10 protein-coding genes and 1 pseudogene are annotated in these 11,727 nt (G+C 66.6%); 7 read left to right on the top strand and 4 right to left on the bottom strand.

What is annotated here, in order from left to right; all coding sequences use genetic code 11:
* A pseudogene (locus E3O28_RS02540) lies at window positions 1-192 on the bottom strand (Fe-S cluster assembly protein SufB); the annotation flags it as partial.
* A gap of 309 nt (window positions 193-501) precedes the next feature.
* Here E3O28_RS02540 and E3O28_RS02535 point away from each other — a divergent pair.
* Window positions 502-1,392 (top strand): COX15/CtaA family protein, encoded by an 891-nt coding sequence (locus E3O28_RS02535; protein WP_241972974.1) that lies wholly within the window; start codon window positions 502-504, stop codon window positions 1,390-1,392.
* Window positions 1,393-1,468: 76 nt separating this feature from the next.
* On the opposite strand, the gene E3O28_RS02530 is transcribed toward E3O28_RS02535, so the two are convergent.
* The gene (locus tag E3O28_RS02530) at window positions 1,469-2,389 is read right to left on the bottom strand and encodes a heme o synthase (protein ID WP_241972973.1); all 921 of its coding nucleotides are present in this window, start codon (window positions 2,387-2,389) and stop codon (window positions 1,469-1,471) included.
* Between the two features lie 283 nt (window positions 2,390-2,672).
* Between E3O28_RS02530 and tkt the strand changes: the two genes are divergently transcribed.
* From tkt to pgl, 6 genes are all read left to right on the top strand, one after another.
* Window positions 2,673-4,766 carry a transketolase gene (gene tkt / locus E3O28_RS02525; RefSeq protein ID WP_104100562.1) on the top strand — a complete coding sequence of 698 codons (2,094 nt, stop codon included), beginning with the start codon at window positions 2,673-2,675 and terminating at the stop codon, window positions 4,764-4,766.
* Window positions 4,767-4,825: 59 nt separating this feature from the next.
* Window positions 4,826-5,962 (top strand): transaldolase, encoded by a 1,137-nt coding sequence (gene tal / locus E3O28_RS02520; protein WP_104100561.1) that lies wholly within the window; start codon window positions 4,826-4,828, stop codon window positions 5,960-5,962.
* Window positions 5,959-7,566 (top strand): glucose-6-phosphate isomerase, encoded by a 1,608-nt coding sequence (locus E3O28_RS02515; protein ID WP_104100560.1) that lies wholly within the window; start codon window positions 5,959-5,961, stop codon window positions 7,564-7,566. Before tal ends, E3O28_RS02515 begins: the two co-directional genes overlap by 4 nt.
* Window positions 7,567-7,635: 69 nt before the next feature.
* Entirely contained in the window at window positions 7,636-9,177 is a 1,542-nt protein-coding gene (zwf, locus tag E3O28_RS02510) for a glucose-6-phosphate dehydrogenase (protein WP_134371577.1), read from the top strand.
* A complete protein-coding gene (locus E3O28_RS02505) occupies window positions 9,174-10,142 on the top strand; it encodes a glucose-6-phosphate dehydrogenase assembly protein OpcA (RefSeq protein WP_104100558.1) in 969 nt (322 codons plus the stop codon). The genes zwf and E3O28_RS02505 overlap by 4 nt, the downstream gene beginning before the upstream one ends.
* A complete protein-coding gene (pgl, locus tag E3O28_RS02500; RefSeq protein ID WP_104100557.1) occupies window positions 10,139-10,909 on the top strand; it encodes a 6-phosphogluconolactonase in 771 nt (256 codons plus the stop codon). The genes E3O28_RS02505 and pgl overlap by 4 nt, the downstream gene beginning before the upstream one ends.
* A 95-nt stretch (window positions 10,910-11,004) precedes the next feature.
* Here pgl and E3O28_RS02495 read toward each other — a convergent pair whose 3' ends face one another.
* Window positions 11,005-11,373 (bottom strand): RNA polymerase-binding protein RbpA, encoded by a 369-nt coding sequence (locus E3O28_RS02495; protein WP_104100556.1) that lies wholly within the window; start codon window positions 11,371-11,373, stop codon window positions 11,005-11,007.
* Window positions 11,374-11,452: 79 nt separating this feature from the next.
* Complete coding sequence (gene secG / locus E3O28_RS02490; protein WP_104100555.1) at window positions 11,453-11,704, bottom strand: preprotein translocase subunit SecG; 252 nt, start codon at window positions 11,702-11,704, stop codon at window positions 11,453-11,455.
* Window positions 11,705-11,727: the final 23 nt, after the last annotated feature.

Below are 11,727 nucleotides of genomic sequence, written 5' to 3'. Positions count from 1 at the left end.
AAACAACTCGAGGGCCTTGAGGCGACGCTGCAGCATCCACTCAGGCTCGCCCTTGAGATTGGAGATATCGGTCACCACCTCCGGCGAAATCCCGCGGCGAGCGGAGGCACCAGCAGTATCGGAGTCGGACCACCCGAACTCGTAGACACCGAGCCCCGCAAGTTCGGGGCGGTCAAGAAGGACGTCAGACATATTTACCTCTTCTGCCACCCCGGCAACCCGGATATTAGTCCGGTCGTTCCCAGAATGGCCTCCAGCGGAGACCCAGTCAGGGATCGGTTGTGTGGGCGGCTACGTTGCGTACCTAAGATGTTTAAGGACGACGCGCGCCGCGGTTGTGGCAACCGCAACGTTCCCGCCCATGAAAAACTTAATTCTACAGGCTGGCGACGGGTTCAGCAGTGCGATCCGGCGTTTTCACATGTGGTCATCGAAGAGGGAGCAGAACCGGTGAATCGAATTACGGCGTGGTTGCCGACCAGGATTGACAGGCGTGTGCGTGTGATCGCGTGGATCTACCTCGCCGCCCAGATTCTGCTGGTCGGGACGGGAGGCCTGGTGCGCCTGACCAGCTCGGGCCTCGGTTGCCCCACCTGGCCCAAGTGCACCGCGGACTCAGTGGTCAACACGCCCGAGATGGGCATCCACGGCTACATCGAATTCGGCAATCGCCTGCTCGGAGTTGCCCTCGGCCTGGTCGCGATCGCGGCCTTCCTCGCCGTGGTGCGCCTCCGCAAGGAACGCCCCGACCTGTTCTGGGTCGCCCTGCTCGCGGGGTTGGGCATCCCCGCGCAGGCCGTTATCGGCGGCATCAGCGTTCTTGCCCAGCTGAACCCCTATGTGGTCGGCATCCACTTCGTGATCTCCGTGATCCTGGTCCTGCTGTGCACCGTCTTCGTGCACCGGGTCTACACCGGCCGGGTGCGGCGCACCCTCGCGGTTCCGGTCTGGTATCGGACGCTGGCGTATGCCACGAGCGCCGTCGTGTTCGTCACGATCCTCGTCGGCATTCTCACCACCGGCTCGGGCCCGCACGCCGGGGACGCGGATGCTCCCCGCACGGGCCTTGACCCCGAAATCCTGCAGCACGTGCACAGCTGGCCGGCCTACGTCACCGTTGCCCTCACCGTGGTTCTCCTCGTCGTGGCCTTCTCGCGCGCTCTGCCGACGCAGGGCTGGGCCCTTCTCCTTCTGCTCGTCGAGGCCATGCAGGTCGGCGTCGGCCTGATCCAGTCCAACACGGGGCTCCCTGCCGGGTTGGTCGGCATCCACATGGTGCTCTCCTGCGTGCTCGTGGCCATCCTGACCGCGCTCGTCCTGAACCTCAGCAAACCGGTGGACGTGCGGGTGTCCCCCAGAGCGACCACCCCCGACCTGGTCGGTCGCCGGTAGCGACGTAAGTCCTCGTCGTTTAGTTGTGATCATCACGGCCCGAACGCCGTGCCCGGTGTCGAACGGGAGCTGCGGGCTAGAACGGGAGCAGCGGATCAACTCCGACGGCCAGGAACAACAGGGTGAGATAGGCGATCGAACCGTGGAAGAGGCGCATCGGCGACACCTCCACGTGACGGATCGCCAGGCCGTACAGCCGGTGCGTCTCGGAGATGAACCAGGCGCCGGTCACCAGGGCCACAAAAAGGTACAGCAGGCCCATGTCCGCGATCGGTACGAGCAGGAGCGAGCAGGCGACGGTCGCCCAGGCGTACAGGATGACCTGTAGGCCCACCTGGCTGCGGCCGCGCACGACGGCGAGCATCGGCACCCCGGCGGCCTGATAGTCGTCACGGTATTTCATGGAAAGCGGCCAGTAGTGCGGCGGCGTCCACAGGAAGATGATCAGGAACAGGACGAAGGGCGGCCATGACAGGTCGCCGGTCACTGCGGCCCAGCCGATGAGCACGGGCATGCAGCCCGCGATGCCGCCCCAGACTATGTTCTGGGCCGTGCGGCGTTTTAGAACCATCGTGTAGAAGACGACATAGAGCAGGATGGCGCCCAGCGACAGGGCCGCGGCGAGCCAGTTCGTGAAGGCCAGCAGCCAGAGAATCGATGCCAGGCCGACCAGCCAGGCGAACACCAGGGCCTGCCGGTCGGTGAGTTCCCCCGTGACGAGCGGGCGATTCTGGGTACGCTTCATCAGCCGGTCGATGTCCCGGTCGATGTAGCAGTTGAACGCCCCGGCAGAGCCGGCGCTAAGCGCACCGCCGATCAGAGTTGCCACGACCAGCCACAGGCTCGGGATGCCCTGTTCGGCCAGGATCATCGTGGGAGCGGTAACCACCAGGAGCAGTTCCACGACCCGCGGCTTGGTCAGCGAGAGGTAGGCCCTTGCCGTGCGCCGGAGCGTGCGTGGGGCGCTCAGGATGTGGGTTTCGGCGGCTCCGGGCAAAGCTCCTCCAACGCTGGTGACAGTGACTGTGATTCTAGGCGAACTGTCGGAACCGAAACCGTCGACGGGCCGCCCGGGGTGCGTCACGAGACGACACATCACGGGTCCGAACCGGCGTTGCCTATACTGGGGGTGCTCGCCAATCTCGGTGCATGCATGCTGATCCACCGGAACCGGGCATCTGCTGCGACACCGTGATGACGCTGATGTCCTCGGGCGCGCACAATAGCGGGTGCGGGTTCTCAGCAACCTTCTCCCCTGTCTCCAGAAGGGTCAATACCAAGTGGCAGCACTGCAGTGGGATTCAATTGACAGCAAGGCGGTCGACACCGCGCGCCTCCTCGCGGCCGATGCCGTGGAGAAGGTCGGGAACGGGCATCCCGGTACCGCCATGAGCCTCGCTCCCGCGGCCTACCTCCTGTTCCAGAAGGTGATGCGGCGTGACCCGTCCGACAACGAATGGATCGGTCGGGACCGTTTCATTCTCTCGGTCGGCCACAGCTCGCTCACCCAGTACGTGCAGTTGTACCTCGGTGGCTACGGACTCGAGCTCGAAGATCTGAAGGCTCTGCGCACCTGGGGTTCCAAGACGCCCGGGCACCCGGAGTACGGCCACACCGACGGGGTCGAGATCACGACCGGTCCTCTGGGCCAGGGTCTGGCCTCCGCCGTCGGCTTCGCCTACGCCTCCCGCTTCGAGCGCGGACTGTTCGACCCGGAGGCGTCGGTCGGCACGAGCCCGTTCGATCACTTCGTGTACGTGATCGCCGGCGACGGCGACCTGCAGGAAGGCATCACGAGCGAGGCCTCCTCCCTCGCCGGCCACCAGCAGCTCGGCAACCTGATCGCGATCTACGACAGCAACCAGATCTCCATCGAGGACGACACCAACATCGCCTTCACCGAGGATGTCGCGGCCCGCTATTCGGCCTACGACTGGCACGTGCAGACAGTCGACTGGAAGCAGACCGGCGCCTACGTCGAGGACATCGCCGCACTCCACGACGCGATCGAGGCGGCCCAGGCAGTCACCGACAAGCCGTCGCTGATCATCCTGAAGACCATCATCGGCTGGCCCAGCCCGAAGAAGCAGAACACGGGCAAGATCCACGGCTCGGCGCTCGGCGCCGAGGAGCTGGCCGCCGTCAAAACGGTCCTCGGTTTCGACCCCGCGCAGGCCTTCGAGGTCGCCGACGAGGTCATCGCGCACACCCGACAGGCCGTGGACCGCGGGGCCGTCGCCCACTCCGCCTGGAACGTCGAGTTCGAGGCCTGGGCGACCGCCAACCCTGAGCGCAAGAACCTACTCGATCGGGTGCTCTCCGGCGACCTGCCCGACGGCGTCGAGGCGGCCCTGCCCGTCTTCCCCGCCGGCACGGAGGTATCGACCCGTGCCGCGTCCGGCAAGGTCCTCACCGCGCTCGGCACGGTCATCCCCGAGCTGTGGGGTGGCTCCGCCGACCTCGCAGAATCGAACAACACCACCATCGGCGGTGCTGCCTCCTTCATTCCGAGCGAGCACTCCACCAATGAATGGACCGGCAACCCCTACGGCCGCGTGCTGCACTTCGGCATTCGCGAACACGCCATGGCCGCCATCCTGAACGGCATCGTGCTGCATGGGAACACCCGCCCCTTCGGCGGCACCTTCCTGATCTTCAGCGACTACATGCGACCGGCCATCCGCCTGGCCGCGCTGATGCAGGCCCCCTCGATCTTCGTCTGGACCCACGACTCCGTCGCCCTCGGCGAGGACGGCCCCACCCACCAGCCGATCGAGCAGCTCGCTACCCTGCGCGCCATCCCCGGACTCGATGTGGTGCGCCCCGGCGACGCCAACGAGGTGTCCTGGGCGTGGAAGACGATCCTCGAGCGCCGCCAGGGACCGGCCGGCATCGTGCTGACCCGCCAGAACATTCCCGTGTTCGAGCGCGGCGAGGGCGACGCCACCGGCGACGTGCTCGCATCCGCCCGAAACGTGGCCCGGGGCGCCTACGTGCTCGCTGAGGCTGCGGGCGGCACACCTGATGTGATCCTGATCGGCACCGGCTCCGAGGTGCAGCTGGCCCTGGCGGCCCGCGAGCAGCTCCAGGCCGAAGGCATCAGCGCGCGCGTCGTGTCGGCCCCCAGCCTCGAATGGTTCCGGGAGCAGAGCGCCGAGTACCGCGAGGCTGTCCTGCCCGCATCGATCACCGCCCGAGTATCCGTCGAGGCGGGCATAGCGTTGACCTGGGACAAGTACGTCGGCGACCGTGGCCGCAGCGTCTCGATCGAGCACTTCGGTGCGTCGGCCGATTACAAGACCCTGTTCCGTGAATTCGGCATCACGACGGATGCCGTCGTCGCCGCCGCCAAGGAATCTCTCGCCGCGAACTGAACCCGCTGCGCCGCGACACCACACACCTGAATACCCTGCATTCCAAGGAGATACGAAATATGACTGAGAACACTCCCCTAGCCGAGCTGTCATTGGCCGGCGTCAGCATTTGGCTGGACGACCTGTCCCGGGAACGCATCGCTTCCGGCGGCCTGGCGAACCTGATCGACACGAAGAACATCGTCGGCGTGACCACCAACCCGACGATCTTCGCCGGCGCCCTCAGCAAGGGCGAGGCGTACGCGGAGCAGGTGGCCGCTCTTGCCGCCGCCGGCACCAGTGTGCACGACGCCGTGTTCGAGATCACCACCGACGATGTGACCGCGGCCAGCGATATCTTCCGCCCGGTTTACGATCGCACCCGCGGCGTCGACGGGCGCGTGTCGATCGAGGTCGAGCCCGGGCTGGCCCACGACGCGGCCGGCACGGTCACGCAGGCCCAGGAACTGTGGGCGAAGGTCAATCGACCCAACGCCATGATTAAGATCCCCGCAACGGTGGAAGGTCTCGAGGCGATCACCGCGACGATCGCCCTCGGCATCAGCGTCAACGTCACCCTGATCTTCAGCCTCGAACGTCACCGCCAGGTCATCAACGCGTACCTGTCCGGCCTGGAGAAGGCCAAGGCGGCCGGCCTCGACCTCAGCGTGATCCACTCCGTTGCGTCGTTCTTCGTCTCGCGGGTCGACACCGAGATCAACACCCGCCTTGAGGTCATCGGGACGACAGCCGCGCTTGCGCTCAAGAGCAAGGCCGGCGTCGCGAACGCCCAGCTCGCCTATCAGGTCTACGAGGAAGCCTTCTCCACCGAACGCGCCCTCGGCCTGATCAGCGCCGGAGCCAACAAGCAACGCCCCCTCTGGGCCTCCACCGGCGTCAAGGACCCCAGCCTCCCCGACACCCTGTATGTGACCAACCTGGTCGCGCCCGAGGTCGTCAACACCATGCCGGAGAAGACCCTCGAGGCCACACTCGACCACGGCGTCATCCCCGCGAACTCCATCACCGGCGCGTACGACGAAGCCAACCTGGTTCTCGACGCACTCGCGAACGAGGGTGTCTCGTACAACGACGTCACCCAGGTACTCGAGGCCGAAGGCGTGGCCAAGTTCATCGTCTCGTGGAATGAACTCCTCGAGACCGTGACCGCTGCCCTCGAGACCGCCACGACGACCAAGAACGGGGCCGCACTGTGAGCTTCCACATCTCCGTGAGCGGCGCGGCGGCCGAGGCCGTTCGCACCACCGTCCCGACCCTGGTGGCCGACCTCGTCGCATCCGGGATCACCGCCCTTGACCCGGCCCTCTGGGGCCCCGAAGCCGAAGCCGAAGCCGCGAAGCGACTCGGCTGGACCGAGTCCGTTACGGATTCCCGTCCGCTGGTCGCGGAGATCCTTGCCCTGCGCGACTCCCTGCGGGCCGGCGGAGTCACCCGTATCGCCCTCACCGGCATGGGTGGCTCGTCGTTGGCCCCCGAGGTCATCACCCGCACCGCCGGCGTGAACCTCACCGTGCTCGACTCCACCGACCCCGGTCAGGTCCTCGCGGCCCTCGGCGAGAACCTGGCCGCCACCGCGCTCGTGGTGTCGTCGAAGTCCGGCTCCACGGTCGAGACCGACAGTCAGCGCCGTGTCTTCGAGCGCGCCTTCCGCGAGGCCGGCATTGACCCGGTCGAGCGCATCATCATCGTGACCGACCCTGGCTCCCCCCTCGACGCGGATGCCCGTTCCGTGGGCTACCGCGTCTTCAACGCGGACCCCACGGTCGGTGGACGTTTCTCGGTGTTGACTGCGTTCGGACTCGTTCCGTCCGGCCTTGCCGGCGTGGACATCGCCGAGCTGCTCGACGAGGCCGAGGCCGTTTCGCTTTCCCTTGCCGTGGACACCGCCGAGAACCCGGGGCTCATCCTGGGTGCGGCCATCGCCGCGACCACCCCGCGCCGCGACAAGCTCGCAATCGTCGAGGATGGCACCCACATCGTGGGTTTCGCCGACTGGGCCGAACAGCTGATCGCCGAATCCACCGGCAAACAGGGCATCGGCATCCTTCCCGTCGTGCTCGACCTGGATGCCCCCGAGCTGACCCTGGACCTGCCTGACCTGCAGGTTGTTCGCCTGGTCTCCGACGCCGGCCGCGACGTGTTCTCCGATAACGGCGGACACGACGAGATCCGGATCAGCGGCACCCTCGGCGCGCAGTTCCTCGTCTGGGAGTATGCCACCGCCGTCGCCGGCCGCTTGCTGGGCATCAACCCGTTCGACCAGCCGGATGTCGAGGCCGCCAAAAACGCGACCCGCGGTCTCCTCGACGCCCGTCCCGAACCGGTCCCCGCCGCGTTCATCACGGACGGAATCGAGATCCGCGGCACCGCACACGTGATCGGCGCCGCCAGCGACCTGCCCTCCGCTATCGATGCCCTGATCGAGGAGCTGGGCACGGACGGCTACATCTCCGTGCAGGCCTACGTCAACCGGCTGGAACTGCCCCAGCTCGCCGAAATCCGTGATCTGCTGGCCGCACTGGCCAAGCGCCCGGTCACGTTCGGCTGGGGACCGCGGTTCCTGCACTCCACCGGCCAGCTGCACAAGGGCGGACCGGCCACCGGAGTGTTCCTGCAGATCCTCACCACCCCGGACGTCGACCTCGACATCCCGGAGCGCCCCTTCACGTTCGGGGAACTAATCCTGGCCCAAGCCAGCGGTGACGCCAGCGTGCTGGCGGACCACGGTCGCCCCGTACTGACGCTGACGCTGACCGACCCGGCCATGAACATCGCCACCCTGTTCGACGCACTGCGCTAACCCGTTCGGCGCCGGCCCGCGGGCCGGCGCCGAACAACATGCTCGAACGCCACACCTCGAAGGAGCTGCATGTCCCCGGTGGAAATCACCCCGGAGTTCAATCCACTGCGTTCACCAAACGACTACCGTCTGAATCGCATCGCCGGGCCCAGCAGCTTGGTGATCTTCGGCGTCACCGGTGACCTGTCGCGGAAGAAACTCATGCCGGCCGTCTATGACCTCGCCAACCGCGGCCTGCTTCCGCCGGGTTTCGCGCTCGTCGGATTCGCACGCCGCGACTGGACCAACGAGGACTTCATGAAAGTCGTGCACGACTCGGTCAAGGAGTACGCGCGCACCGAGTTCAACGAGGACGTCTGGACTCAGCTGGCCGAGGGCATCCGTTTCGTGCCGGGGTCGTTCGACGACGCCGCGTCGTTCCAACTGCTCAAGGACACCATCGCGCAACTCGATCGGGAGCGCGGGACGATGGGCAACCATGCGTTCTACCTGTCGATCCCGCCGAAGGCATTCCCGCAGGTCACGGAGCAGCTGCGCCGCTCGGGCCTGGCCGATCAGACGGACGGGCAGTGGCGGCGGGTCGTGATCGAGAAGCCGTTCGGCAGTGACCTGCAGACCGCGCGCGAACTCAACGCCGTGGTCGAGTCGGTCTTCCCGCCCGACTCGGTCTTCCGCATCGACCATTACCTGGGCAAGGAGACGGTGCAAAACATTCTGGCCCTCCGCTTCGCGAACCAGTTGTACGAACCGATCTGGAACGCCAACTACGTCGACCACGTGCAGATCACCATGGCCGAGGACATCGGCGTGGGCGGTCGGGCCGGCTACTACGACGGCATCGGCGCAGCCCGGGACGTCATCCAGAACCACCTGCTGCAGCTTCTAGCGCTAACCGCCATGGAGGAACCAATCTCCTTCGACGCTGCCGACCTGCGCACGGAGAAAGAGAAGGTTCTCGCCTCCGTCCGGCTTCCCGACGACCTCGCCCGTGGCACGGCCCGCGGCCAGTATGCCGGCGGTTGGCAGGGCGGCGAGAAGGTCGTGGGGTTTCTGGACGAGGACGGGATGGACCCCGAATCCCTCACCGAAACGTATGCCGCGCTGCGGCTGACTATTGAGAACCGCCGGTGGTCAGGGGTGCCCTTCTACCTGCGTGCGGGCAAGCGTCTGGGCCGCCGGGTCACCGAGATCGCCGTGGTGTTCAAACGAGCCCCCCAGCACCTCTTCGGCAAGGGAAACTCCGCACCGTTGGGCGAGAACGCCCTGGTCATCCGGGTGCAGCCCGACGAAGGCGTCACCATCCGTTTCGGTTCCAAGGTGCCCGGTGCCGGCATGCAGGTGCGCGACGTGACGATGGACTTCGGCTACGGCCACGCCTTCACCGAGGCCAGCCCCGAGGCCTATGAGCGGCTCATCCTCGACGTGCTCCTGGGCGACCCGCCGCTCTTTCCCCGGCACGAGGAGGTCGAGCTGTCGTGGAAGATCCTCGACCCGATCGAGGAGTTCTGGGCGAAGCAGGGCCAGCCCGAGCAATACCGGCCGGGAACCTGGGGTCCGGTCTCGGCCGACGAACTGCTGTCCCGCGACGGCCGACATTGGAGACGCCCATGATCGTCGATCTGCCCAACACGACCACCTCCAAGATCTCCAAGGCCCTGGTGCGCATCCGCGAAGAAGGCGGCGCGGTGGCCCTCGGCCGCGTGCTTACGCTCATCATCGCGTCCACCATGGGCCGCGAGGAGGAGGCCATCGAGGCCGCGAACGACGCGTCCAGGGAACACCCTATGCGCGTGATCGTGCTGTCGACGATGGACCAGGATGACACGGCCTCCCCACTCGCCCCCCGCGTCGACGCGGAAATCCGTGTCGGCGGGGACGCGGGCGCCAGCGAGGTCATCGTGCTGCGCGCCTACGGTGAGGCCGCCAGCGACCCGGAAAGCCTAGTCACCGGTCTGCTCCTGCCCGACGCCCCCGTCGTGGCCTGGTGGCCCGGTGTGGCGCCCACTGTGCCAGCGGATTCGCCCCTCGGGCGCATCGCCCACCGGCGCATCACGGATGCTTCCGCGCAGCCCGACCCGCAGGCCGCGCTTCATCACCTCTGCGGTTCATACCGTCCCGGCGACACGGACTTCGCCTGGACCCGCCTCACCCTCTGGCGCGCCCAGCTGGCGGCGGTCCTCGACCAGCCGCCCTACCTGCCTGTGACCGCCGTGCAGGTGACCGGTGCCGCGGACTCGCCGTCCACGACACTCCTCGCCGCCTGGCTCGCTCTGCAGCTGCAGGTCTCGGTGGACTACGAGTTCACTACGGGGCCGCTGTCCCACGGCATCCGGAGTGTGCACCTGACGCGCTCCGCCGGGCTCATCTCGCTCGAACGAGAAGTGCCCGACATCGCCAGACTCACCCAGCCCGGCCAGCCCGTTCAGGACCTTACCCTCAAGCGGCGGAGCCTGCGGGACTGCCTCAGCGACGAGCTGCGCCGCCTCGACCCCGATGAGCTGTATGGTGAGGTCATCACGCGCGGCCTACCGCACCTTGACGATGTGGTCGCAGAACACAACGAAGGACGACCGTGACCAACGAACGACGCGTACTTGTGCACACCGATCGCGCGGCCCTGGCCGCCTCGGTGGCGGCCCGATTTATCACAACGACCGTGGACCTCCTGCACGAACAGGGAGAAGTCAACGTGGTCCTGGCCGGCGGCAGCGTCGCGATCGAGGTCTTGGAAGCTGTCAACGCCTCCGCGGCCCGCGACACCATCGACTGGGCCCTGGTCACGTTCTGGTGGGGTGACGAGCGCTGGGTGCCCAAGGAGCACCCCGACCGCAACGAGCGCCAGGCTCGCACCGCCCTACTCGACCACATCCAGATCCCGGAGGCGAACATCCACCCCTTCGCCGCCTCGGACGAAGGAGTCGACCTCGACACCGCAGTCGAGAGCTACGCCGCGTTGCTCGAGTCCGCCTCGATCGAGGGAACCGACCTGCCGCGCTTCGACATCACCTTCCTCGGCGTCGGGCCGGACGGCCACGTCGCCTCCCTATTCCCGCACCAGGCCGGCATCCGCGAACATAGCAAGAGCGTGCTCGCCGTGCGCAACTCTCCCAAGCCCCCGGCGGAGCGGCTCAGCCTCAGCCGACCGGCCCTGAACTCCTCACGGTGCGTGTGGATGGTGCTGGCCGGGCCGGACAAGGCATCGGCGCTCGGTCTCGCCCTAGCCGGCGCCAGCCGCGACGAAGTGCCCGTGGCGGGCATCAAGGGCCGCCGGTACACGAACTTCTTCGTCGACCGGGAGGCCGCTGCGGAGGTCCCCGAGAACCTCACCGCGTCGACGTTCTAGAACAGTCACCCGCTCGGGCAGACCCGCACACCGAGAAAGGCCCCGACCGGAGTCGGGGCCTTTCTCAGTGAACGACAGGCGTGCGCGTCCAAACGTCAGTTCGTCGCGGACAGCTTGCCCCGGCGCACGCGCAACTGCTCCAACGCTTCTTCGAGGAGCGATTCTGCCTCTTCCTCGGTGCGGCGTTCCTTCACGTAGGCAAGGTGCGTCTTGTACGGTTCAAGCTTGACCACCGACGGCGGGTTCTCTTTGTCCCGCCCGGCCGGGAGCCCCGACGACGGGCAGTCGATGGTCACCGGAATCTCCTCATCGGGGAGGTTTGCCGCGAAGTAACGCACGGTCTCGTTGCCGAGGGCGTCCCAGTAGGACACCTTGATGCGGTCCGCGTGAAAACCGCGGTCCTGCTCGCCCATGGGGCCGGCACCGACCCGGGATCCTCTGATTGCGCTGCCACCAGATGCCATTATGTTCCTCCGCTTGAAAAGGGCGTTGTAGCCGATTGACCGGTTGAGCTAGAGCTCGTCGAAACTGTGAAACGGGAGGCTAAAGCCCCGTGTCGAACTTGGTGAGGAGTCCCAGGATTACGATGCAGGTAATCCAGAGCAACCCCAGGATGACGGTGATGCGGTTGAGGTTGCGTTCCGCCACACCGGACGCACCGAGGTTGGAAGTGACACCTCCGCCGAACATGTCGGACAGACCGCCACCACGCCCCTTGTGAAGCAAAATGAGCATGGTCAACAGGAGACTCGTAATTCCGAGCAACACCTGCAGCACAACCTGGAGAATCTCCACGCAAAAACCTTTCACAGTGCGAT

Source organism: Cryobacterium sp. TMT2-14 (genome assembly GCF_004402465.1).
GTDB classification, from domain to species: Bacteria; Actinomycetota; Actinomycetes; order Actinomycetales; family Microbacteriaceae; genus Cryobacterium; species Cryobacterium sandaracinum.
Note: the sequence above shows the minus strand (reverse complement) of the source record. Positions and strands in the feature narration are given on the sequence as shown.

Excerpts from the sequence above, each read along its gene's own strand:
- tal (WP_104100561.1), top strand. The coding sequence starts at position 4,826 with ATGACTGAGAACACTCCCCTAGCCGAGCTGTCATTGGCCGGCGTCAGC.
- zwf (WP_134371577.1), top strand. The coding sequence starts at position 7,636 with ATGTCCCCGGTGGAAATCACCCCGGAGTTCAATCCACTGCGTTCACCA.
- E3O28_RS02505 (WP_104100558.1), top strand. The coding sequence starts at position 9,174 with ATGATCGTCGATCTGCCCAACACGACCACCTCCAAGATCTCCAAGGCC.
- E3O28_RS02495 (WP_104100556.1), bottom strand. The coding sequence starts at position 11,373 with ATGGCATCTGGTGGCAGCGCAATCAGAGGATCCCGGGTCGGTGCCGGC.